Raw genomic sequence first — 22,426 nt, 5'->3', positions numbered from 1 at the left:
CTATCTGGTTCCTTCTACAGTGATCATGCCGTCATCCAAACCAAGACGGTAATGCTGATCACCTTCGTAATAATGAAGAACAGGGCTCTTTTTAGCGACAGCGCGGATTTGTTCAACCATCTCATCAAGCAACACGATGGCATTCTTGTCGTACTTGTTTGGCCGATAGCCGTTGTTGAGCTTGCAGATCAGCTCAAACAGATTGAGGTTGATTGCCATTGGTGCCAAGGGCTGATCATCAACCTTCAGATAGGCGCTGAAATGATCGTGCTTCTCGACATGCTGACGCTGAATTGCGCTGTAATCAGCTTTGAGCTCGACAGGTGCCGCGACATGACACTGGCCAAATTGACCAAGAGAAAGCTCACGCTTTGACAACTCAGGGGCATTGCGGTTGGCATAGACAAAAATGGCCGGGATCAGCGCTTTCACATAGAAATTGCGCAAGGCCAGCTGGCTTCCACCCCCCCCAAGATACTGACTATGCTGCAGCCAGACAGTGGCATAGTGTTCAAGTACCTGCTCTTCAAAATCGACTTTGAATTGGTGATGGTAGTTATTGCCAAGCTCACAGTCCTTAAGCAGATAAAAAAGGCGCAGAAGGGATGCGGCTTGACCCGCTTTATCACGAGGCTCGTTGAATATGAGCCCCAGTTTTGCCAGCTCGACCATAAAGGCATCCAGCGCCTCATCCGGTAGATTCAGCTCATAACGCAGCACAAACTGGTCTACCGCTTGGGTATGAATCAAGGCAGGATCAAAGTCAGCAAGACGCAGGCTTAGCTCGCTGTCTTTAGCCAGAAACAGGTTGTCAAAGAGGTAATGCTCCCCGGCCAGAAGCTGATGCAACAGATCCAGCAAGGCGCGAGTCGTAATGAATTGATCCTTGATCAAACGGGTTTTGAACAGCGTGGTAATGATAATCTCTTGCACGTGCTCATTGGCCAACAGCCTGAAATTGGCGATGAGGCGCATGTCGCGTTGGCGTTGCTCATCTGCAAGGGCAATAGCATGAAACAGATTGTCATCGGTTGGCTGAGTTAACCGCTTGAGCAGTTGACGCATAAAGCTTGAATAGCTGCCAGCGTCATCATTAAAACGAAATTTTGGATAGGACTCGAAATCCAGAAAGTGATATGCCCCTTGCGTTCTCTCGCCACTATCCAAAAAACGCTCGATCACGCCACGCAACTCACTGTGCCGCTCAGCCCCTTCTTTGGCAAAGTTGGCCAGCATACCGATATTGATACCAACCACCAGGGGTTGAGCCCCATCTCCTGCACGATCAAAGAGTTCGTTTAGCGCATCGATTGCTGATTGATGAGGCGAAAAGCTATGGGTTGCATCCAGATGGAAGGTATATCTGTTTTTATATTGGTCATAGCTACGTGACAATATTTCAGATTTGCCATCACCACTACTGCCGCATAAAAACACACACTCACCAGGCTGCAATGAACGGAGGCACGTCTCAAAATCATCCTCGATTTCGGGTGTAACGTAGAGATAATCCTTGAGGTCATCAAACAGATCTCTCTGACGTTGTGTTGTCGTCTTGACCGAGAAGGAAGAAGATTTAGCCAAAACCCCGAGGGCCTTGCGAAGGGAGATTGTGCTCACGGTATAACCCTATCATTTCATATCTGACCGATACTAACTGATTGAATCATTGGGAGACTACAAGAAAGGATGAGTCTTTGTATGAATCCTTGACGTTCGTCAAATCTGAACTCACATTTGTTTTTATCTTATACAGGCACATAGTCCACTTATTCAGCTATTAGTCTAAATTTCCCTCAGCACAAATAGCATTACTCTTGAGATTTTCATGCCGTTTTTTCCCAAATCAACCTGTATGTCATTACCTCCTCTCTACCCCAGATGAACGCTACACTTGGTGCTTTCTAGCAGGCTGTAGTGGTCAACTAAATCCGGACACTTGGTTAGTGTCCCGTCCTGAAGGGACAAGGTGTGAAACGGACACAGCGCGATTACTCGCTGACTTTTAAACTGGCACTGGTCGAGCAGATTGAAAAAGGCGAGCTCAGTTGCCAGCAAGCACAAGCCCGATATGGCATTCAGGGCAATTCGACCATTCTGGTATGGTTACGTAAACATGGTCGGCAAGATTGGAGCCAGGGGGCTTCTGTGCGCGCCGGCAGGAGCATCACCATGCCTGACCCCGACAACCAGACGCCCGAACAGCGCATCAAGGAACTTGAGCAACAGCTGGCGCTGATGAGTCAGAAGGCCCAGTTCTTTGAGGCCGTCGTCGATGTACTGAAGAATGACTACGGCGTCTCCATCGTAAAAAAGCGACCCGGCAAGTCCTCTCGCAGCGGCAAGTCGAGAAGCTGACCATCGTCAGGGCTTGCCTGTTTCTGGGGATAAGCCGGCAGGCTTACTACAAGCGCAATCGAGTCGCCGACGAGCGCCATGCTCAAGGGCTGCAGGTGGTGCGCTTCGTGCGTCAGGTTCGACTGCGACAACCTCGGGTGGGCACTCGCAAGCTGCATTATCTGCTCCAGGGTCAGGATGATGGCGGGCTCAAGGTAGGGCGGGACAGGCTGTTTCAGATATTGGCCGAGCACCGCCTGCTAGTGCAACCTAAGCGGGCGTATCACAAGACCACCCACAGTTTTCACCGTTTCTACCGTCATCCCAACTTGCTCAAGGCGGGGCCAGGGCAGGTCACACCGGTGGCCCCGGAGCAGGTCTGGGTCGCTGATATCACCTATCTGCCAGCCAGGAGCGGACCGCTGTACCTGAGCCTGGTGACGGATGCCTACTCACGTAAGATAGTGGGCCATCACGTGCACGAAGGGATGCACGCCGAATCTGTGGCGATGGCGTTCAAGAAAGCGCTGAAGCAACGGTGTGGCAGCGGGGAGCTAATCCATCACTCAGACCGCGGCGTGCAGTATTGCTCGGGGCTGTATCAGTCATTACATGAACGGTACGGGGTGAAATGCTCGATGACGGATGGGTATGACTGTTATCAGAATGCGTTGGCGGAGCGGGTGAACGGGATTTTGAAAGGAGAGTTGTTGTTGCAAAGCCCGCAGGATTTGACGCAAGCGCGGGAAATGGTGCGTGAAGCTGTGAATATTTACAACGTGGAACGGCCGCATTATGCATTGAAATACAGAACCCCCGATGCGGTACATAGGGGTTCTGAGTAGAGAAATGCCAGTTGAAAATGTGTAAACCTATTTCAGGACTAGACAGTCCTTCTCACGTTCGAGCCGGTTGATACGGGCTTCCAGCTCATGGATTTTCTGCTGCTCCGGAGTGCCACTGCGTTCGGATTGCAGTTGCTGAACCCAGCGGCGAAGTATGGTTTCACCGACATCCAGTGAACGACTGGCTTCAGGGACAGAATATCCCTGGTCGAGCACCAGGGATGCGGCTTCGAGTTTGAATGCGGCAGTAAATGAGCGACGTAATCTTGTCATTGAACACCTCAGGTCATGGTGGCGACTGTACCACCTAAAATGGTGTCCGGGATGATTAGACCACTACATTGCTTATTGACGGGTGACCCGGATCTGCAGGGTCTGGCGCTCGCTCTGGCTGCCTCGTCCGCCCTGTAGCTGGGTGCCGAGGCTACTCCCCTGATCTGCCGAGCTGGTCGAGAGCTCCCCCACCGTCAGCCACTGGCCTGGGGCCCCGCTCACCTCGGTGGCACTCTGCCCACGATTGATGGTGCCCTGATCCAGCCTCGCCTGTTCGCTGCTCAGCGCAATCTGCACCCGATCGCCAATCAAGGTGGCCGTGGCATAGAGGCCGTTCACCAACGGCATCATCCCCACTACGGCGCCCCCGTTCCATTGGTAGAAAGTCACCGGCTGATAGGAGCCCATCTGCAGCAGCACGGGACGGCCCGACAGCCCGCGCACCTGCCAGCTGTCGTTTTGGCTGCGCTGGTACTGCTGGGAGTTGCCATCGAGCAACCACTGCCGCTTGACCTCGTCGCGACTGATTGAGCCTCCCAGTTGCTGACCGCTGGCGGCACCATCGACCCGCCACTCGATAAGCAGGCTTTGCGGTGGCTGGTTGATCTGCGCCAGCGTGGCTTCGGCCTCCTGCAGCTGGGCTGGCGTCCCGCTCAGCACCAGCTGATTACCCATGGCACTCACCCCAAGCTGGGGATAGATCTCCTTGAGGGTCTGCACCGCGGCCTGCGCCTCGAATACCGGGATCACTTTCACCTCGGCCCACAGCGATGGGCTCCAGAGTCCCATCATGCAGCCAAGCCACAGCAGCGCCCTGCAGCCAACCTTGCCCATCCGAACCATTACGCTCTCCTCGTTCTCTTTGCTCTTCTCGCTCTCTGTGCTCTTCTCTCTGCTTAAGGCGTAGACCTACGCCCGCAGCCAACAGCTCAGCCCTATTCCGCTCACTCGTCGATGATGAACCCGGCGGTTGCCAAAAAACAATCGGGAATGCAGCAACTCCGTGATTTCCCACGGTATGAGGCTCTCATTCCACGCCCGTTATCGCGTAAGATAGCGCCATCATAGTTGCCCAAGCGGAATCCATCATGTTGAAACAGTTGTTGTTACTCCCCCTCGCCCTGCTGCTGGGGGCCTGCTCCCTGACCCAGTACAATGTCAGCGAGGCCGAAATCAACCAGTACCTCAAAGATCAGGTCTCTTTTGAAAAACAGCTGGGGATCCCCGGCATCATGTCGAGCAAGATCCGTCTGGATGAGATGCAGAGCCGTATCGGCCGCAAACAAGCAGATCGCATCGAGCTGGATGCCGCTGGCGACCTGCAGGTGAGCAGCCCCCTTGGCAGCCAGCAGATGAAGATCCGCTTTGCCCTGAGTGCCCGCCCCGACTATGTGGCCGATCAGGGCGCCATCTATCTGCGCGACCTTGAACTGATCTCGGTCAAGACCGAGCCGGCCGATATCGGGGCCGCCCTCACCCCACTGCTGCCCACCTTCAATCAGTCGCTCTCCCTGTTCCTGTCGCAGACCCCGGTTTACCGCCTCGACAGCAGCCGCAAGAACGAAGCCAGGATCAAGGACAAGGTTGAAGCCCTCAAGGTAGAGCCGGGCCGTCTGGTCATCCCGTTCAAGCTGCTCTGATCACCGCCGCACTGGCACTTTCATCGCAATAAACAGATAACCGCCCTCTTCGACAACGCACATCCGGTTTAACGTGCAGCCGAATGGGGCGGTTTTTTACTTCTCAAGTCCCCTCCAACACAGCATAATGCAGACCATTCTCATTTAGATTCGTCATGAGAAGCGTCAATAATAAAACCAACCAATGGTGAGAAGGGACATGAGAAAAACCGTACTGGTTCAGGCGATCGCCTGCGCACTGATCAGCGGCGCCGCACACGCTGCCGTCAAGGTCGAAGACAAGACATTCAATACCGCCGCCAACATGCTGGCCTATACCGAATTCGAGCTCTCTGGCGAGCCGCTAGCCGAAGCACTGGGGCTGGATCTGGATGTGCTGGATGCCAACCGTGCCGATGAACCAACTCCGTTCGACTTCGCTGCCGGCATCGAATCCTACGAATACTCCGAAGAGGCGATGTACGCCCTCAACTACCAATCCGGCATGGGCCCACATCTGGTGAACGGGCCGCAAAACCTGGCCCGTGGTGGCACCATGGCCTCTCTGGGGCAACGGGTGTTGGCCATGGCCGATGCCGTTGGCTTCCCGGCTGATGAAGTGCCGCAGGGCATGTATCCCCTCTCCCTGCCCTACGCCTCCGCCAATCCGGAGTTTGCCCAGGCCGTCAACGCCACCCCGGTCAATGGCGACCAGATCACCATCAAGACCGCCAAAGGGACCGAGAAAACCGTCAAGACCCAGGTGCCCGCCTACTTCCGCGACTACAGCACCCTGCGCTGGAGCGGCAGCGACAACCTGCTGGTGCCCGCAGCGGTGGGCGGCATCCTGCTCAAAGAGGTGATGTGGTCGCAAGACTTCCTCGGCGGCATGCACGTGGCCGAGACCGATGAAGAGGTAGAAGCCGCCTCCGCCACCATGGATCAGGATGGCAAGCACAAGCTGGGCGTCTCTGCCGCTGACGGCTTCAACGGCATGATGCTGACCGAGCAATCCATCGACAAGCTGGCAATCATGCAGAACCAGCTCGGCTTCGATGGTAAACAACTGGGCGCCAAAATCACCCCGCAGTACGATCCGGCCAAGGGCGTGATTTACTTCCCCCATCAGGTGAAAGTGACCGAAACCAGCAACAACGATGCCGGTGCCATCGGCAAGCTGGAGGTGGTGGATGGTTCCGCCCAGCTGCGCGATGCCTGGATGATGCTGTGGCCGCTCTCCGAGTTCTATGCCTTCAGCGATCAGCGCAGCGCCAACACCAACCAGAACCCGGCCTTCCACGCCGTGTTTGACGGTGCGCCGTTTGCCACCGCACCGGCTGCCAACAAGACCAATGACCTGGACAAAGCCGTTGCGGGCAGCGATGCCTTCTCGCTGGCGATCAATCTCTCCAACCTCACCTTCAAGAACCTGGCTGCCCTGCACTTTGATGCCAAGGCTGGCACCCTGGTCGACAGCTGGCAGGCAGGCAAACAGGGTAAGCACGTCACCACCTTTGACGCCGCTTACGCACTGGTCGCCCTGCAGATCTTCCAGCGCGCTCAGGATGCGCTGCCGGTCGGTTACGCCGCCGGTGACAATGGCGAGCTGAACCTCAAGACCCAGCAGGGTCAGCAGGCGCTTGAGCTTATCCGCAAACAGGCCGATTTCATCCTTGCCAACCTCAAGGGCAAAAATGGTCTGGTGCATGACGGCATCACCCTGGGTGGCAAGCTCGATGCCGGCCACTCCATCGATGCACAGTTCGCAGCCATCCGTGGTCTGACTGCCGCCTTCCTCGCTACCTCGGATGCCAAGTACCGCACCGCCGCCCGCGAGCTGTTTGTCGCTGCCGACAAGGCCTACTTCAATGCCAAGGCGGGCACCTGGCTGGCGGGTAAACAGGGTGAATACACCCCCTGGACCCAGGCTGCCATCTCCGGCGCCCTGCGCTCTGCCATGCTGAACCTGCGCAACGAAGGGGCCGAGAAGGCGCCCGAGCTGGAGCTGGCCAAGCTGACCGGTCAGTACGTCAGCTGGTTCCGTGGCACCGTCAACGGTGGCATGCAGATGGCCGAGTGGATCGGTGACTCCGGCGAGAACATCATCGAAGGTGCCGGTAGCGACACCGACGAAGATGGCGTACCGCAAGTGACCGCCGCCGGTGGCAAGCACGGCACCGCCATGGTGATGGCCGCCAAAGCGGTGGTTAGCGAATAATCCTCGCCATTCACCAGCATGAAAAAGGGAGCCAACTTGGCTCCCTTTGCATTACAGCGTCTGACACAGTTTCAAGGACTTTCCTCAAACCAGCTTGTCCAACATCTCCTTGGTCACCAGCACAATCCCCTGCTCGGAGCGGTAGAAGCGGCGGCTATCCTCATCGGCATTCTCGCCCACCACCAGCCCATCGGGCAGCACACATCCCTTGTCCACCACCACCCGGCGCAGACGGCAACCGGCGCCAATCTCGACCCCGGGGAAGATGATGGCCTGATCCAGGGTGCAGAAGGAGTGCACCCGCACATTGGTAAAGAGCACCGAGTTGAGCACGAACGACCCGCTGACGATGGTACCGCCCGAGAACATGGAGTTGATGGTCATGCCATGCTGACCATTGCGATCCTGCACAAACTTGGCCGGTGGCGTCAGGGTCTGGCTGGTCCAGATGGGCCAGTTCTGATCGTAGATGTCGAGCTCGGGCAGCACGGAGGCGAGATCCATGTTCGCTTCCCAGAAGGAGTCCAGCGTACCCACGTCACGCCAATAGGGCTTTTGCCCCTCGCGCGCCCCGACACAGGACATGTTGAAGGGGTGAGCAAATGCCATCCCCTCCTCCACGATGCGGGGGATCACGTCCATCCCGAAGTCGTGTTTGGAGTCCTGATTGTGAATATCCTCCTCCAGCAGTTGGTAGAGGTACTCCGCCTCGAAGATATAGATCCCCATGGAGGCGAGGGAGCGGTCATCGCAACCCGGCATGGCAGGCGGATTGGCCGGTTTTTCGACGAAGGCGCGGATCTTGCGCTGCTCGTCGATATCCATGATCCCGAAGGCGGATGCCTCTGCCCGCGGCACTTCGATGCAGGCTACCGTCACCTTGGCACCGAGGCGTACATGGTCGAGCAGCATGGCGGCATAATCCATCTTGTAGATGTGATCCCCAGCCAGCACCACCAGGTATTTGGGGCCGTAGTCACGAATGATATCGACGTTCTGATAGATGGCATCGGCGGTGCCGCGATACCAGTGCACCTCATCCACCCGTTGCTGGGCTGGAAGCAGGTCGATGAACTCGTTCATCTGGTAACGCAGGAAGGACCAGCCCGATTGCAGGTGACGCAGCAGACTGTGAGATTTGTATTGGGTGACTACACCAACGCGGCGGATCCCCGAGTTGATACAGTTGGAGAGCACAAAGTCGATGATCCGGAATTTGCCACCGAAATGGACGGCAGGCTTGGCGCGGTTGTCAGTCAACTGCTTCAGGCGACTGCCACGTCCACCTGCCAGCACCAGTGCCATACTCTGGTTCAACAATTGTCGTGCTTTGGCACTATTTTCTGGCTCTAACAACATGATTTACCTCTGCCTTGTTTGATCTGTTTTCAACTCATCTTCGCCTGTTTCGGTACCTGTGAAAGTGGTTTCACTCACATTTAACCGATTTCAATTGACCCTTTTCACCGAGTTGCGAGGAATAGCATGCTTTGCACCGCAAGCTTGGTTAAAATTCCCTCATAAAGCAGCCACTTCAAGGATAAAAAGATGGTTCACAAGCTTGGACGCCCCCTCTTCATGATCGCCACCATAGTGACCATACCCCTGCTGCTCCTGCAAGCAGTTTGGTTGGCCCTTCAGAGCACACCGCTCACTCTGACAGTTATTCTGGCCACCACACTGCTCGGCATGATCCTGTTGTTAATGCTGGCCATCCGCACCATGGACGGCATGGTCCAGCATCAGGAGCTCACCTGGGTCAAGGCCATCAGGAGCCGGGATCCCTCACAGCTTGATGAGCCCGCCTCCCGGGAAGTGCTGCAACAGCTGCTGGAACAGTTCGAGAGTGCCGAACAGAGTGCCCATCGTCAGCTGACCGAACTGAGCAATCTGGCCACCACCGACGAGCTGACTCAACTACTCAACCGCCACGCCTTTCGCCGCGACATGACCGAGTTGCTGCAGCGGGATCAGGACACCCAGACCGCAAGTCTGGTGCTGATCCGCGCCACCGAGCTTGGCAAGATCAACGCCCAGCGCGGCTTCCAGTCTGGTGATGCCTACATCAAGGACATGGCGGCCCTTATCAAGCGGGTGGTGAGCCGCTTCCCGGGCAATCAGGTCTATCGCATTTCGGGGGCTGATTTCGCCGTGCTGGTGCAACCGGTGGCCAATATTCCCCCCCATCTGCTGGGACAGGATTTGAAAGTGGCTTTCGATCACTATCAGGCTCAACACGAGCTGGAGAGCACAGGTTACTCGGGGTTGACCAAGCTCAGCAGCGGCCAGAAAATCGAAGCCGTGCTGGCCAGGGCGGATTTGGCGCTGGCACGCGCCCAGACCGAAACCATCAATGGCTGGGCCATCCAGCAGGATGACAACGTCTCCGATCTGCAGGGACAGCATCACTGGCGCGAGGTGCTGACTGAAGTGCTGGCACAGGAGCGACTCAGCTTCACCTATCAGCCAATCCAGCCCCTGCACCGCAGCATGCTGGCCTACAACGAAATCTACACCCGTTTCAGCGGCAGCGATGGTACCGCCCTGCCCACCGACACCCTGTTTGCCATGGCCCAGCGGCTCGATATGGTGATGCGGCTGGAGCAACTGGTGATTGTTCATATAATGCGTCAATACCGGGCTTTTGGTGCCAATCAGAGTCGCTGGGGAGTCAATCTCTCCCCCAACCTGCTGCAAAACAGCGCCTTCCTGATCTGGCTTGACCGCCAGTTGCTCAAAGATCCCAATACCAGCGCCAATCTGGTGTTCGAGCTGGATGAAGAGCATCTGGAACGCAATCTGACCGGTGCCAAGCGGGTATTTGAACTGCTGCGCCGCAACGGCAGCCGCTCGGCGATCGCCAATTTCGGCAAGGGGATCGGCTCCTTTACCCTGTTTCGCGAGCTCAAGCCCGACTACATCAAGCTGGATCCTGCCCTTATTACCGGGCTGGAGCAGGATCAGACCAACCAGCAGTTTGTGCGGATGATCGTCGATGTATCACATCGGATGGGATGTCAGGTGATTGCTGAGGGGGTAGAACAGCTTGGCCAGAAACAGCTGCTGCAGGGGATGTATGTGGATGGCTTGCAGGGCTATCTGATCGCCCGGCCGCAACCGCTGCGACCGGATATCAGCCAGCTGGGGCTCTTTACTGAGGATGCTTCAGCTTCAACAGGGTCAGAATGATGTCATTGAGCTGGCGATAGCGCTCCAGCTCTTTCTGATCGTAACGGGTCGCCAGCGTGGTGGGGTTGTGGCGATTTTTGAGGTAACGGTTGATTTGCAGGCGATTGAACCCCGCCACCTGATAGACCTGGCCAAGCAGGGTATTGAGCTCATCGTGCTCCAGACCGGCTCTGGCCAGATAGTCCCCATCGGCGGGACTCTCGGTCTGGTGGCTCCACTTGCCAATGCGACCGCTCTCTTGCAGATAGCTGAGCCACTGCTCGATATAGAGCGGTTTGCACCCCGCCAACAGGTTGAAAAAGCCCACCGCATCGCAACGACAACCGCTCAGGAGCACGACCGCCAGCTGATCATCATCGCACTGGAAGGTCACTGGTCCGGCTTGCGCCCAATCCAGCGCCTGCACCCGAATGCTGGCCTTCTCACCCGCAGCTCCCGTTACGTCGAATACAAACATGGCGCTCCTCCCTTGGCAAAAGGTTGATGATGGACCATCCCCCTGACAGGTGCAAAGGCAAATCGGCTTTTAACTCATCAATCGGGCCATTCGACCATAAAAAAGACCGGCACCTTCGCGGATGCCGGTCTTTGTCCCGATGGCCTGTGCGTTCATGCCATCAATGGAGGCGCTTTCAGGCGTCCAGTTCAACCAGTGCCTTGGCCAGCTCGATGGGTTCGAGCTCCTGACCTTCCAGGTCGGCGTTCCAGTTCGGGCCAACCAGTACATCATCTTCATCCAGATCGTTGATCCAGATATCGAGAAACTCTTCCAGATCGATCACTTCCGGCTCGTAATCGGCCCACTCGTCAACACAGTGCAGACGAGCGTCCTCTTCGGCAGACCAGAGCGGCATCACGTCGGCATCTTCAAATTCGGCTGAGCGGCAGACAACCCAGTCTTCCCCATAGCGCAGTCCCCACACCTGACCCGACTCGCGGACTTGTTCGATAAACAGTTGGAAATTGGCGTCAAGATTGTCGTTAAGCATGCTCATGGGGTTCTCTCTTTCTTTCGGGTGCTGCGGCATTGTCGGGCGACAATACGATGGCCAAATGGTGTCGCAAAAGTGACATGGACTCAAGCATATTGGGGTTATTCCGGCAAAAAAGCCGGGATAACCCCCATTAGCCTGCAAAAACGCCTCCCGATGGAGGCGCCTTGCAGATTAGGAGATCAACGCTCCCAGTAAACCTCTTCCAGGCTGTCCTCTTTCTCCGGCAAACCGCGGGAGAGACGGGGACTGCTCTGGGCCAACACCTCGTAGCTGACGCGGTTGGCGTATTTGCACACCTGGGCCAGTGAGGAGTAAGTCAGGAACTCGGAGATGTGTTTGGCGGAGTTGGGCACATTCATCCGGTGATAGGAGTTGGCCACCATGTCGTGCAGCACGGCGGAAAGCGCGCCATCCCCTGCCCCGTTGGTGTTCTTGATCTTCTCCGGGCCACCCATGTACGGGGAGATGTGGGAGTAGATCCGGGTCGGTTTGCGGCACTTGGCGCGGGCCATCGGACGGCTGAACTCATACATGTTGAACTCGGGGATGACGCCCGGCAACAGGGTATGAGTGGTCTCGCGCTTGTAGTCCTCGTCGGTGTAGCTCGCCATGTAAAGACCGATGGGGCCTGCGGTACAGAGCACCATGTCGGCCCAATCGAGCGCCTTGTCGGCCGCACCGAGCGGATCTGCGATGCCGGTCAGGGCTTCACCTTCGTCTTCGTTCATCGCCAGCACAGTCACGTTCTCGGCAATGAAGTCGCGCCACCACTGGGGGTTTTCATCGATGACGAAACGGGTGCCCAGGGTCAGCACCACGGGAATACCGGCCTCGCGGGCATAACGCACCGCGGTCATGGCCGCCTCTTTCATCGGATCACCATCGTCACCACGCACCAGATAGGCGGTGATCACCAGGGCAGATGCCCCTTTGATCACATCCTCCGGGATGTGCTGCACATCCAGCTGGTTCATCTTGCCGGCGTTGATGCCGAAGCTGCGCTCGCCGCACTCGGTGATGAAGGTGAAGCAACGACCGATGGGGCCATCCACCGGCTGCAGATAGTCCAGATTGACGCGGGAAGAGGTGTTGCACAGATAACGGTAGGCGTAGCAGCCGATGCGAATATCCTGACTCATCACACCCAGCAGGATGGAGTGGGAGTCGGCCAGTACCGAGTAGTTGTGTACCGTGTTGCCAATGGTGCCACCGGCAAACTCGCTCACTACCATGTTGTTGGCCTTGAGCTCGTCATAAATCCGTTCGGCTACATCGTCGTTGATGACGACGGAGTGCCCCTTGCTCAGACCATAACGGGTCAGAAAGTCTTCATCCACATGGGCTTCAATATCAACCAGGGTCTGATCAATCCCGACCACGTAGGCTTTGCCCAGTTCGGTTAACAGGGGATTTTGCGGCACCAGGGGATCGCGTCTGTCGACAGGGAAGTAGTGTTTGGACTTGCGCTGACCGGGAAATTTCATGGCAATGTTCTGTGCTCTGGGGGAAAGAGGGGCGGGATTTTAACACAATCCGCCGCCCCGAAAAGTCGCCCTGTTTAAATAATGGAGTCAGTATAGACAAGGCTTGCAAGGAAAAACGTTTGCCTTTTCACCATAAAAAAACCACCCTGCCCGGGGTGGTTCCATAGCATACAAAGCGCCTGTTTTCAGGCGGCCGCCATGCCCTGCAACAGAGCCAGCAGCGAGAAGAGACCGAGGGCGAGCCAGAACAGCAAGGTGCCCAGAAAACGGGGCACATTGGGGGCTTTGGGGATCTGGATGCCGATGGCATGCAGGAGGCGGCCAACCAGTAGCATGGCGCCACCGGCATGCAGCCAGAGCGCACCGGCACCGGAGAGCTCGCACAGCGCCATCAGCAGCAGGGTCAGCGGCACATACTCGGCAAAATTACCGTGGGCCCGGATCGCCGCCAGCAGCTCGGGGGCCTCCCCCTGTCCTATCATCACCCCGAACTGGGCGCGGCGTTTGACCACCCAGAAGGAGAGCCCCAGAAACAGCAGCCCAAGCAGGCCTGCGTAGATCAGCGTGATATGTACCATGACTCGACTCCTTGTTTGACTGACTGCCGGTCACTCATGCCAATTCGCGGCAGATGAGCGAGACCATCATCCTGATGTGGGCCTGATCGCTGTTGAGGGCCGGAATATATTCAAACCGCTCGCCACCGGCCTCCATGAAGATCTCCCGATTCTGTACCTGAATTTCCTCAAGGGTTTCGAGGCAGTCGGCGGCAAAGGCAGGGCAAATCACATCGAGCCGCTTGATGCCCGCAGCAGGCATACCGCCAATGGTCACGTCTGTGTAGGGCTTGAGCCACTCCTCCTTGCCAAAGCGGGACTGGAAACTGGCCGTCCACTGCCCGGCCTCCAGCCCGAGCGCCTCGGCCAGCAGAGTGGCGGTGTGGCGACACTGGTGACCATAGGGGTCCCCTTCGTTCTCGTAGCGCTCGGGAATGCCGTGGAACGACATCAGCAGGTGATCACCCTGACCGTGCTGCTCCCAGTGACGGCGCACGCTCATGGCTAGCGCCTGTATATATTCGGGATGGGCGTGATAATCACGAATGAGCCGTACCACCGGCAGATTGCGTTCTCTCTTCATCGCCTTGCTCCAGGCATCGAAGACCGAGGCGGTGGTACTGACCGAATATTGCGGATAGAGCGGCAACAGGATCACCCGGTTGACCCCTTTGGCCTTGAGCGCCTGCCAGCCATCATTCACTGACGGGGAACCATAGGTCATCGCCAGCTCCACCGGCACATCGACCCCCTCCCGCTTGAGCTCCTGCTCCAGCGCAGCGCGCTGCTGCTTGCTTATCACCATCAGCGGCGAGCCCTGCTCGGTCCAGACCTGCTGATAGAGCTTGGCCACTTTGGGCGAGCGCGTCGGCAAGATGATGAAGTGGAGCAGCGGGCACCAGAGGTAGCGGGGCAGGTCAACCACACGGGGATCGTGCAGGAACTGGCTGAGGAACGCTTTGACGGCAGCGGTGGTCGGTGCGGCTGGGGTACCCAGATTGACCAGCAATATTCCGGTTTTCGTGGTCACGTTGGCTTCCTGTCTATCTGTCATTATGCAAAAAGGGCCCGACAGGGCCCTTCTCTTTATTTATCTGATGGCACGGGAAACAGTGCCGGCAGCAAAGATCAGCCCAGAATGGTGGCAAGCTGCTTGCTGACCAGATCAACCGGCTGGGTGCCGTCGATCTTGACATAACGGGTGTGGCCCGCTTCCGCCTCTTTGCCGTAGAAACCGATCAGCGGCGCAGTCTGCTGATGATATACATCCAGACGCTTGCGTACTGTGGTCTCTTCGTCGTCGGCGCGGATCACCAGATCTTCACCGGTCACGTCATCCTTGCCTTCCACTTTCGGCGGGTTGAACACCACGTGGTAGGTACGGCCGGAGCCGGAGTGAACGCGACGGCCGCTCATGCGCTTGACGATCTCTTCGTCCGGCACATCGAACTCCAGCACGAAATCAACTACGACACCGGCGTCCTTCATGGCTTGCGCCTGGGGAATGGTGCGCGGGAAACCGTCCAACAGGAAGCCTTTGGCGCAGTCCGGCTGAGCGATGCGCTCTTTGACCAGACCGATGATGATGTCGTCAGAGACCAGCTGACCTGCGTCCATCACAGCTTTGGCTTTCAGACCGAGCTCGGTGCCCGCTTTGATCGCCGCACGCAGCATGTCGCCGGTGGAGATCTGGGGAATACCGTGTTTTTCCATGATGAACTGAGCCTGGGTACCTTTGCCGGCGCCCGGAGCCCCCAACAGAACAATGCGCATACACGCTCCTATTGATTGGTTATTCAAATCTTGCGAAGGCAAAAAAGTACACGGTTTCGCCCGTTTCTACAAGGGTGAGCCACCTGAATGAGCACTTTATCACCACAATAACCGGCTGTTCGAACAGGATTTCATCGCAAGGGGAAGACGCAAAAATAGCCAGGGATTCAGCATAGAGCGACAAAAGCAGGAAGGAGGTACTGCAGAAAAAAAGATCCCGGCTCAGGGCCGGGAATTGCGCTCAAAAGTAACTACTTGTCGCTCGTAGTAGGAACAGGGCAATAGTAGTTTGCCCCCTGTGCGTCAACAACTGTCAGATGTGACAGGCAGACCGCTATGAAACCTGAACTGCGGATCCGGCGAGCAGATAAGCTCGGCTTCCAGCTTGCCAAAGAAGGCCACCCGCTCGCTGATATCCTCCCCTGCGTACTGTTCGGCCAGGCTCAGGTAATCCTGATAGTGACGCGCCTCGGAACGCAGCAAAGAGACATAGAAGCGGCTCAGCTCTTCGTCCAGATGGGGTGCCAGCTTGGCAAAGCGCTCGCACGAGCGTGCCTCGATGTAGGCGCCGATGATCATCTTGTCGACGATGGTGGCCGGTTCATGGGTGCGCACATGCTGCATCAACTGGCGGGCATAGCGGGAGGCCGTCACCGGCCCGTATTCGATGCCGCGGGCCTGCATGATCTCCAGCACCTGCTCGAAGTGATGCAGCTCCTCCTGAATGAGCCGCACCATGGGAAACAGCAGCGGATTGCGCTCCAGCTCGGCAAAGACGGTACGATCAGACTCCCCCATGCTGCGTTTGCCCAGGATCTCGGCCTTCTCCGGGATGGCATCCAGCTCGCGATAGAACTCCAGCTTGGGCAGCAGATGGCGCTTGCCCTTGGGCAGGCAGTAGCGGCGCACCAGACTGTGGGCGGTGAGTGCTGCCTTGGTCTCGCAGTTGGCGTGATCGATGAGCAGGGTCGGCAAACGGGCCGGATCCCGCGCCATCTCCACCCACTCATCCGGGGTCTCGCACTGCAAAAACTGGCGCACTGGGGCTAGCAGATCATCCATCTGAACTCTCGTCTCTTAAAAGCGTATCGGTCATATATGTTGCCGCCTATGCTAGCGGATCCCGCTGGCCATGCCCATATCCGGCAAGATAAGCGGATATTTTTCAAACAGATATCTCCTCCCCCTTCTGCCAGTGTTAAGTAGAAACGACAATGGGGGCTACGGGCCCCCATCTCGCTATCCCATCCGGCAAAACCGCAAACGTTTAACTGCCTTCGTTAAAAATTTCCAGATTGCTGGTGCCTTCCTGCCATTCACGCACCGCTTTGGTGTCATCGTTGCGCAGGGCATTGAGGTGATCCAGATAGGACTGGTCCACGTCGGAGGTGACGTAGTGGCCATTGAAGACCGAGGTCTCGAAGTGACGCAGATCCGGGTTGATCTCCCGTACGGCGGCTTCCAGATCTTCCAGATCCTGGAAAATCAGACCGTCAGCGCCAATCAGCTTGCACACCTCTTCCACTTCGCGGCCGTGGGCGATCAGCTCGTTGGCGGTGGGCATATCGATGCCATAGACGTTGGGGAAGCGAATTTCCGGCGCCGCCGAGGCGAAGTAGACCTTGGCTGCCCCCGCTTCACGGGCCATCTGGATGATCTGCTCGGACGTGGTACCACGCACGATGGAATCATCCACCAGCAACACCTTTTTGCCCTTGAATTCGGAGCTGATGGCGTTGAGTTTGCGACGCACCGACTTCTTGCGCTGGGTCTGGCCCGGCATGATGAAGGTACGGCCGATGTAGCGGTTCTTCACGAAGCCCTGACGGTATGGCAGGTCGAGGGTATGAGCGATCTCCAGCGCCACGTCACAGGAGGTCTCGGGGATGGGGATAACCACATCGACATCGAGATCTTCCCACTCGCGGGCTATCTTCTGACCCAGCTTGCGACCCATGTTGAGGCGGGCAGCGTAGACCGAGACCTTGTCGATGCACGAATCGGGACGAGCGAAGTAGACGTATTCGAAGATGCAGGAGCTCATCTGCGGGTTCTCCGCACACTGCTCGGAGAAGAGCTGGCCCTGCTCGGTGATGTAGATGGCTTCACCCGGCGCAATATCCCGCACCGTCTCGAAACCGATGGCGTCGAGCGCCACGCTCTCTGAGGCGAGCATGTACTCCACCTGGCCCTGCTCATCCTGACGACGACCGAGGATCAGCGGGCGAATGCCGTTGGGATCACGAAAACCGATGAGACCATGGCCAATCACCAGCGAGACCACCGCATAAGCGCCGCGGATCTGCTGATGGGTTCTGCGCACCGCGGCGAAGATATCTTCGGGGCGCAGGGCCATCTTGTCACAGCGATCCAGCTCGTGGGCCAGCACGTTCAGCAACACTTCCGAGTCGGAGGTGGTGTTGATGTGGCGGCGGGCGACCTTGAACTGCTGCTCCTTGAGCTCCTTGGCGTTGGTGAGGTTGCCGTTATGGGCCAGCACCATGCCGTAGGGCGAGTTCACATAAAAAGGTTGGGCTTCAGCGGCACTTGAGCTACCTGCTGTGGGATATCTGACATGACCTATGCCGATGTTCCCTTGCAAACGCTGCATGTGGCGCACTTCAAACACGTCCTTCACCAGGCCATTGGCCTTGCGTTGCCGGAAGTTTCCACTATCAATGGTCACGATCCCGGCGGCATCCTGTCCCCTGTGCTGCAACACCGTCAAGGCGTCGTAGAGGGCCTGATTGACGGGGGTGGTGCCAACTATACCGACAATACCACACATGTCTTTGCTACCTCGAAGTCACTATACCTGTTTAAGAAAACTGGATGAGTTCAGCATGAACCCGAAAAACCACTGGATCACCGGCTTGAACTCCGGCACCAGCTTGGACGCCACCCACCAGTCGCTCTGGGAGAGGCTGGTGAAGGTATCCATGAAAAAAAGCAGGGCACTGACGATCAGCACCCCGCGAATTGCACCGAAGCAGACCCCCAGCACCCGATCGGTACCGGAGAGACCCGTCTTGTCCACCAACAGACCCACCACATAGTTGACCACGCTGCCGAGGATCAGGGTCGCCACAAACAGGGCTGCGATGGCCAGACCGTTGCGAACCAGCGCATCGGAGAAGGAGGTGAAATAGACGGCGAGATCAGGATAGAAATGGCTGGCAATAAAGAAGGCGACGAACCAGGTGACGAGAGACATGGCCTCCTTGACGAAGCCGCGCACCAGACTGATGAGAGCAGAGAAACCGACGATGCCGATGATGGCGTAATCAATCCAGACCATAGAAAAAGATGTCCTGCGAAATTGCGGCGCAGTCTAACAAAAACGATTGCGCATTGCTTGATAAAAATGTGTTAACTGTTCAAAGCGGCGCCGAAAAGCTGCATTTTTTTCAGCACTAAAACGATTGTTCGGCGCCAGAATGCACAACGCCATGGCAATGCCATGGCGTTGTGGTCAGCTGCGTGAGCTTACCCGATGTGGGTCAGGCCACCCATGTAGGATTGCAGCGCGGCCGGAATGGCGATACGACCATCTGCCTGCTGGTAGTTCTCAAGCACAGCGACCAAGGTACGACCCACAGCCAGACCTGAGCCATTCAAGGTGTGAATGAGCTGCGGCTTGCCATCGACACGCACGCGAGCCTGCATGCGGCGCGCCTGGAAGTCGGTGCAGTTGGAGACAGAGGAGATCTCGCGGTAGGTGTTCTGGGCCGGCAGCCACACTTCCAGATCGTAGGTCTTGGCCGCGCAGAAGCCCATGTCACCGGTAGAAAGCGCCATCACGCGATACGGCAGCTCCAGCAGTTGCAGCACCTTCTCGGCGTGACCCACCATCTCTTCCAGCGCTTCCCAGGATTTCTCCGGATGAACCAGCTGTACCATCTCGACCTTGTCGAACTGGTGCATACGGATGAGACCACGGGTATCACGACCGTAGGAGCCCGCTTCGGAGCGGAAGCAGGGGCTGTGAGCGGTCATCTTGATCGGCAGCTCCTGCTCGTCGAAGATCTCGTCGCGCGCCATGTTGGTGAGCGGCACTTCGGAGGTCGGGATCAGGGAGAACTTGCGCACCTTGCCCTCTTCTTCCCCTTCCCCGTCAATACCGGTATTGAACAGATCCTGGGAGAACTTCGGCAGCTGGCCGGTACCGTACAGGCTGTCCGGGTTGACCAGATAAGGCACGTAGCACTCGGTGTAACCGTGCTGCAGGGTGTGCAGATCCAGCATGAACTGGGCCAGGGCGCGGTGCAGACGGGCAATCTGGCCCTTCATCACCACGAAACGGGAACCGGAGAGCTTGACGCCGTTCTTGAAATCAACGCCCTTGGCCGCTTCGCCCAGATCGATATGATCCCGTACCGGGAAGTCGAAGTGACGCGGGGTACCCCAACGGCGCACTTCCACGTTGTCGTTCTCGTCACGACCCACAGGGGTGGTCTCGCTCGGCAGGTTGGGGATGGCGTCGGCAATGGTTTTCAGCTCGGCCAGCAGCGCATCCAGCTCAACTTTGCTGGTTTCCAGCTCGTCATTGATCTTGGTCACCTCGGCCTTGAGCGGGCCAACATCTTCACCGCGACGGGCAGCCTCACCGATGGACTTGGAGCGGGCATTGCGCTCGGCCTGCAGCTCCTGGGTACGGGACTGCAGATCCTTGCGCTTCTCTTCCAGAGCATTGACAGCCGCTACGTCCAGAACGTAGCCACGTGTCGCCAGACGAGCGGCAGCTTCATCGATGTCGCTGCGCAGATATTTGGGATCCAGCATGGGTTACCTACTTTTTTAATAAGGGATCTGGGCCTGAGTCATCATGACGGGCTAAAAAACAGATCCGGAAGTTAACATCGGTTGGCCCCCGTCGCCTTGAGAGTCAGGCCTTCGAAATCAAGAAGATGGTATCAGGCCGAAACCAACGGGGTCAGAGGGGCAGTGTAGCAGACCGCCCCCCTGCCCGAACAGGGACTATTTGGGTCGTTTTTGCCGACTTGTGCGGTCAAACACCCCAATTATTCCGGTACTTGACCAATTTTCATTCTGCTGACAAACAAGCGGGGCTATCGGCCCCGTTTTTGCGAGCTCTGTCGATCCAGCTCGTGGAGATAATCGAGCTTCTGGCCGATCTGCTTTTCAAGGCCACGATCGGTAGGCTGATAGTACTGCTTGCCGGCAAGCTCGGGGGGAAAATACTCCTCCCCCGCGGCATAGGCGCCCGGCTCGTCATGGGCATAGCGATACTCGGCGCCATAGCCCAGATCGCTCATCAGCCGGGTCGGCGCATTGCGCAGGTGCACCGGCACCTCGAAGTCAGGGAGGTTTTTGGCATCATGGAGCGCTGCCTTCCAGGCGGTGTAGACCGCATTGCTCTTGGGAGCACAGGCAAGGTAGACGATCGCCTGGGCGATGGCCCGCTCCCCTTCCGCCGGCCCGATGCGGTGGAAACAATCCCAGGCAGATAGCGCCACCTGCATGGCACGGGGATCAGCATTGCCCACATCTTCCGAGGCAATCGCCAGCAATCGGCGTGCAATGTAGAGCGGATCGCAGCCGGCACTCACCATGCGGGCATACCAGTAGAGTGCCGCATCCGGTGCCGAGCCGCGGATAGATTTATGCACCGCCGAGATGAGGTCGTAGAAGTGATCCCCCCCCTTGTCGAAGCGGGCCACATGTTCCCCCGCTACGGCGGCAAGCAGCGCGCTGTCGATCACCCTCGCCCCTGTGCTGTCGGTTTCGGCCATGTCGGCCAACAGCTCCAGATAGTTGAGGGATTTTCGCCCGTCCCCATCCACCGCCTTGGCCAGCGCCTCTTTGACGCCGGGGGCAAAGGTGAGTGCCGGATCATTGAGACCACGGGGATCGGTGATCGCCTGATCGAGCATGGCGAGAATATCGCTCTCCTCCAGTCGCTTGAGCAGATAGACCCGGGCTCGTGAGAGCAGTGCGTTGTTGAGTTCGAACGAGGGGTTTTCTGTGGTGGCACCGATAAAGGTGATGGTGCCATCTTCGATGTGAGGCAGGAACACATCCTGCTGGCTCTTGTTGAAGCGGTGCACTTCATCCACAAACAGAATGGTGCGCACCCCGCGCCAGCTGTTCTCCTTCGCCTTGTCGATGGCGGCGCGGATCTCCTTGATACCGGAGGTGACCGCAGAGAGTCGCTCCACTTCCGCCTGGCAGTAGTGAGCCATCAGCTCCGCCAGCGTAGTCTTGCCGGTACCGGGCGGCCCCCACAGGATCATCGAGTGACAGTGACCCGCCAGGATCGCTTTGCGCAGGGGCTTGTCAGCCCCCAGGATATGTTGCTGACCGATATACTGATCGAGGTTTTGTGGCCGCATCCGGGCCGCCAGCGGACGAAAGTCCGATGAGAAATCCAGCGACAAGTTGCTCATCTGTATTGACCCCCCAGCGTCACGCCACTCGCCTTTGACTGGCGCAGTGGCGAGCAATCCAACGACCGCTTGCTCATTAACGCTGGTCGTCCAGCTCGACCCCCTTCGGGATCTTGAAAACAAATTCGTTGCCCTTGAGCACCGGCTTGCGGTTGAAGCTGCTCAGGGTGAATTCACTCCACTGCCCTTGCGCCTCTTTCACATCGAAACGACTGATGTTGTCTTGTCTGTCGAAGGTGACTCGGAAGGAGGCAATCAGCTCATCCTTGTTACGGCTGGTGACGGTGTAGACATCGCCCTGCTGGGTCACGTCATAGTTCTTCCAGAACTTGTCGTCATTGCCAGCGATCAGAATAAAGGGGGTGTTGAGCACCGCATCTTTCAGCTTTAGGGCGGTGACCTGCTCGACGAAGGGATCATAGACCCAGACATCTTGACCATCGGCCACGATCAGGCTCTCGTCCGGCGAGGTGGTGTGCCAGTTGAAACGGTTTGGCCGCTGCACCAGCAGATCGCCGCTTGCCTTTTGCAGCTCCTTGCCCTTGCTGTCATAGACGGTCTGGGCAAATTTGGCGGAGAAGAGGCTGACACCCGCCAGCTTCTGTTTGAGATCGCTGGCCGCATCGGCCCACACCTGGCTGCTGGCCATCAGCAACACGGTACCCATCAACAGTTGTTTTTTCATCACGCTCTTCATAAGACGCTCTCGATAAAAGGCCACGCCCGCGG

At 57.4% G+C, this 22,426-nt stretch carries 19 protein-coding genes and 1 pseudogene; 4 read left to right on the top strand and 16 right to left on the bottom strand.

The features are described from left to right. Complete coding sequence (gene dptF / locus I6L44_RS04590) at positions 1-1,620, bottom strand: DNA phosphorothioation-dependent restriction protein DptF (protein WP_216953407.1); 1,620 nt, start codon at positions 1,618-1,620, stop codon at positions 1-3. Between the two features lie 336 nt (positions 1,621-1,956). Between dptF and I6L44_RS04585 the strand changes: the two genes are divergently transcribed. Next, positions 1,957-3,182 (top strand): IS3 family transposase gene (locus I6L44_RS04585; protein ID WP_216954356.1). Its coding sequence is split into 2 segments (ribosomal slippage): positions 1,957-2,308 and positions 2,308-3,182, totalling 1,227 coding nucleotides; the frame shifts between segments, so codons are not numbered across the junction. Between the two features lie 30 nt (positions 3,183-3,212). On the opposite strand, the pseudogene I6L44_RS04580 reads toward I6L44_RS04585, so the two are convergent. After that, positions 3,213-3,455: pseudogene (locus tag I6L44_RS04580) on the bottom strand (transposase); the annotation flags it as partial. A 72-nt stretch (positions 3,456-3,527) separates the two neighbouring features. Beyond that, complete coding sequence (locus tag I6L44_RS04575; RefSeq protein ID WP_216953406.1) at positions 3,528-4,298, bottom strand: hypothetical protein; 771 nt, start codon at positions 4,296-4,298, stop codon at positions 3,528-3,530. Between the two features lie 245 nt (positions 4,299-4,543). Here I6L44_RS04575 and I6L44_RS04570 point away from each other — a divergent pair, with 245 nt between their 5' ends. Then, positions 4,544-5,095: a lipoprotein gene (locus I6L44_RS04570; RefSeq protein ID WP_216953405.1), complete on the top strand. Its 552-nt coding sequence runs from the start codon at positions 4,544-4,546 to the stop codon at positions 5,093-5,095. Between the two features lie 199 nt (positions 5,096-5,294). Continuing rightward, a complete protein-coding gene (locus I6L44_RS04565; RefSeq protein ID WP_216953404.1) occupies positions 5,295-7,292 on the top strand; it encodes a hypothetical protein in 1,998 nt (665 codons plus the stop codon). A gap of 84 nt (positions 7,293-7,376) precedes the next feature. Here the strand turns inward: I6L44_RS04565 and glgC are convergent, their stop codons facing one another. Further along, a complete protein-coding gene (glgC, locus tag I6L44_RS04560; RefSeq protein ID WP_139459496.1) occupies positions 7,377-8,651 on the bottom strand; it encodes a glucose-1-phosphate adenylyltransferase in 1,275 nt (424 codons plus the stop codon). Between the two features lie 189 nt (positions 8,652-8,840). Between glgC and I6L44_RS04555 the strand changes: the two genes are divergently transcribed. Continuing rightward, a complete protein-coding gene (locus I6L44_RS04555; RefSeq protein WP_216953403.1) occupies positions 8,841-10,481 on the top strand; it encodes an EAL domain-containing protein in 1,641 nt (546 codons plus the stop codon). Here the strand turns inward: I6L44_RS04555 and I6L44_RS04550 are convergent. The 12 genes from I6L44_RS04550 to lolA all read right to left on the bottom strand — a co-directional run bounded on the left by I6L44_RS04550 (position 10,444) and on the right by lolA (position 22,382). Further along, positions 10,444-10,938: a hypothetical protein gene (locus I6L44_RS04550; RefSeq protein WP_042055706.1), complete on the bottom strand. Its 495-nt coding sequence runs from the start codon at positions 10,936-10,938 to the stop codon at positions 10,444-10,446. The two genes, I6L44_RS04555 and I6L44_RS04550, sit on opposite strands and share 38 nt — an antisense overlap. 175 nt (positions 10,939-11,113) lie before the next feature. Further along, positions 11,114-11,476, bottom strand: coding sequence for a DUF2750 domain-containing protein (locus I6L44_RS04545; RefSeq protein WP_005337077.1), 363 nt, complete (start codon positions 11,474-11,476; stop codon positions 11,114-11,116). A gap of 179 nt (positions 11,477-11,655) precedes the next feature. Then, a complete protein-coding gene (locus tag I6L44_RS04540) occupies positions 11,656-12,960 on the bottom strand; it encodes an inosine/guanosine kinase (protein WP_216953402.1) in 1,305 nt (434 codons plus the stop codon). A gap of 185 nt (positions 12,961-13,145) precedes the next feature. Then, positions 13,146-13,538, bottom strand: coding sequence for an MAPEG family protein (locus I6L44_RS04535; protein WP_216953401.1), 393 nt, complete (start codon positions 13,536-13,538; stop codon positions 13,146-13,148). 34 nt (positions 13,539-13,572) lie between these two features. Next, the gene (gene hemH / locus I6L44_RS04530; RefSeq protein WP_201946924.1) at positions 13,573-14,547 is read right to left on the bottom strand and encodes a ferrochelatase; all 975 of its coding nucleotides are present in this window, start codon (positions 14,545-14,547) and stop codon (positions 13,573-13,575) included. Positions 14,548-14,645: 98 nt separating this feature from the next. Continuing rightward, a complete protein-coding gene (adk, locus tag I6L44_RS04525) occupies positions 14,646-15,290 on the bottom strand; it encodes an adenylate kinase (RefSeq protein ID WP_005337083.1) in 645 nt (214 codons plus the stop codon). 303 nt (positions 15,291-15,593) lie between these two features. After that, the gene (miaE, locus tag I6L44_RS04520) at positions 15,594-16,352 is read right to left on the bottom strand and encodes a tRNA-(ms[2]io[6]A)-hydroxylase (RefSeq protein WP_005346385.1); all 759 of its coding nucleotides are present in this window, start codon (positions 16,350-16,352) and stop codon (positions 15,594-15,596) included. Between the two features lie 205 nt (positions 16,353-16,557). Beyond that, positions 16,558-18,078, bottom strand: a complete 1,521-nt coding sequence (purF, locus tag I6L44_RS04515) for an amidophosphoribosyltransferase (RefSeq protein WP_005351229.1) — start codon at positions 18,076-18,078, stop codon at positions 16,558-16,560. Between the two features lie 21 nt (positions 18,079-18,099). Beyond that, on the bottom strand, positions 18,100-18,588 hold the full coding sequence (locus I6L44_RS04510) for a CvpA family protein (protein ID WP_005337086.1): 489 nt from the start codon (positions 18,586-18,588) through the stop codon (positions 18,100-18,102). A gap of 188 nt (positions 18,589-18,776) precedes the next feature. After that, a complete protein-coding gene (serS, locus tag I6L44_RS04505; protein WP_216953400.1) occupies positions 18,777-20,072 on the bottom strand; it encodes a serine--tRNA ligase in 1,296 nt (431 codons plus the stop codon). A gap of 287 nt (positions 20,073-20,359) precedes the next feature. Next, the gene (locus I6L44_RS04500; protein ID WP_216953399.1) at positions 20,360-21,697 is read right to left on the bottom strand and encodes a replication-associated recombination protein A; all 1,338 of its coding nucleotides are present in this window, start codon (positions 21,695-21,697) and stop codon (positions 20,360-20,362) included. A 76-nt stretch (positions 21,698-21,773) separates the two neighbouring features. After that, positions 21,774-22,382, bottom strand: a complete 609-nt coding sequence (gene lolA, locus I6L44_RS04495) for an outer membrane lipoprotein chaperone LolA (RefSeq protein ID WP_041202312.1) — start codon at positions 22,380-22,382, stop codon at positions 21,774-21,776. Positions 22,383-22,426 lie beyond the last annotated feature (44 nt).

Origin of the sequence: Aeromonas sp. FDAARGOS 1414 (genome assembly GCF_019047065.1) — a bacterium.
GTDB lineage: Bacteria > Pseudomonadota > Gammaproteobacteria > Enterobacterales > Aeromonadaceae > Aeromonas > Aeromonas veronii_A.
This window is presented reverse-complemented; position numbering and strand designations above follow the sequence as displayed.

What these genes read in the sequence shown, in the direction of transcription:
- adk (WP_005337083.1), bottom strand. Translation starts at nt 15,290, where the DNA reads ATGCGCATTGTTCTGTTGGGGGCTCCGGGCGCCGGCAAAGGTACCCAG.
- I6L44_RS04535 (WP_216953401.1), bottom strand. Translation starts at nt 13,538, where the DNA reads ATGGTACATATCACGCTGATCTACGCAGGCCTGCTTGGGCTGCTGTTT.
- I6L44_RS04570 (WP_216953405.1), top strand. Translation starts at nt 4,544, where the DNA reads ATGTTGAAACAGTTGTTGTTACTCCCCCTCGCCCTGCTGCTGGGGGCC.
- I6L44_RS04540 (WP_216953402.1), bottom strand. Translation starts at nt 12,960, where the DNA reads ATGAAATTTCCCGGTCAGCGCAAGTCCAAACACTACTTCCCTGTCGAC.
- lolA (WP_041202312.1), bottom strand. Translation starts at nt 22,382, where the DNA reads ATGAAAAAACAACTGTTGATGGGTACCGTGTTGCTGATGGCCAGCAGC.
- I6L44_RS04575 (WP_216953406.1), bottom strand. Translation starts at nt 4,298, where the DNA reads ATGGTTCGGATGGGCAAGGTTGGCTGCAGGGCGCTGCTGTGGCTTGGC.
- I6L44_RS04555 (WP_216953403.1), top strand. Translation starts at nt 8,841, where the DNA reads ATGGTTCACAAGCTTGGACGCCCCCTCTTCATGATCGCCACCATAGTG.
- I6L44_RS04510 (WP_005337086.1), bottom strand. Translation starts at nt 18,588, where the DNA reads ATGGTCTGGATTGATTACGCCATCATCGGCATCGTCGGTTTCTCTGCT.
- glgC (WP_139459496.1), bottom strand. Translation starts at nt 8,651, where the DNA reads ATGTTGTTAGAGCCAGAAAATAGTGCCAAAGCACGACAATTGTTGAAC.
- miaE (WP_005346385.1), bottom strand. Translation starts at nt 16,352, where the DNA reads ATGGATGATCTGCTAGCCCCAGTGCGCCAGTTTTTGCAGTGCGAGACC.
- purF (WP_005351229.1), bottom strand. Translation starts at nt 18,078, where the DNA reads ATGTGTGGTATTGTCGGTATAGTTGGCACCACCCCCGTCAATCAGGCC.
- serS (WP_216953400.1), bottom strand. Translation starts at nt 20,072, where the DNA reads ATGCTGGATCCCAAATATCTGCGCAGCGACATCGATGAAGCTGCCGCT.
- I6L44_RS04565 (WP_216953404.1), top strand. Translation starts at nt 5,295, where the DNA reads ATGAGAAAAACCGTACTGGTTCAGGCGATCGCCTGCGCACTGATCAGC.
- I6L44_RS04550 (WP_042055706.1), bottom strand. Translation starts at nt 10,938, where the DNA reads ATGTTTGTATTCGACGTAACGGGAGCTGCGGGTGAGAAGGCCAGCATT.
- I6L44_RS04545 (WP_005337077.1), bottom strand. Translation starts at nt 11,476, where the DNA reads ATGAGCATGCTTAACGACAATCTTGACGCCAATTTCCAACTGTTTATC.
- I6L44_RS04500 (WP_216953399.1), bottom strand. Translation starts at nt 21,697, where the DNA reads ATGAGCAACTTGTCGCTGGATTTCTCATCGGACTTTCGTCCGCTGGCG.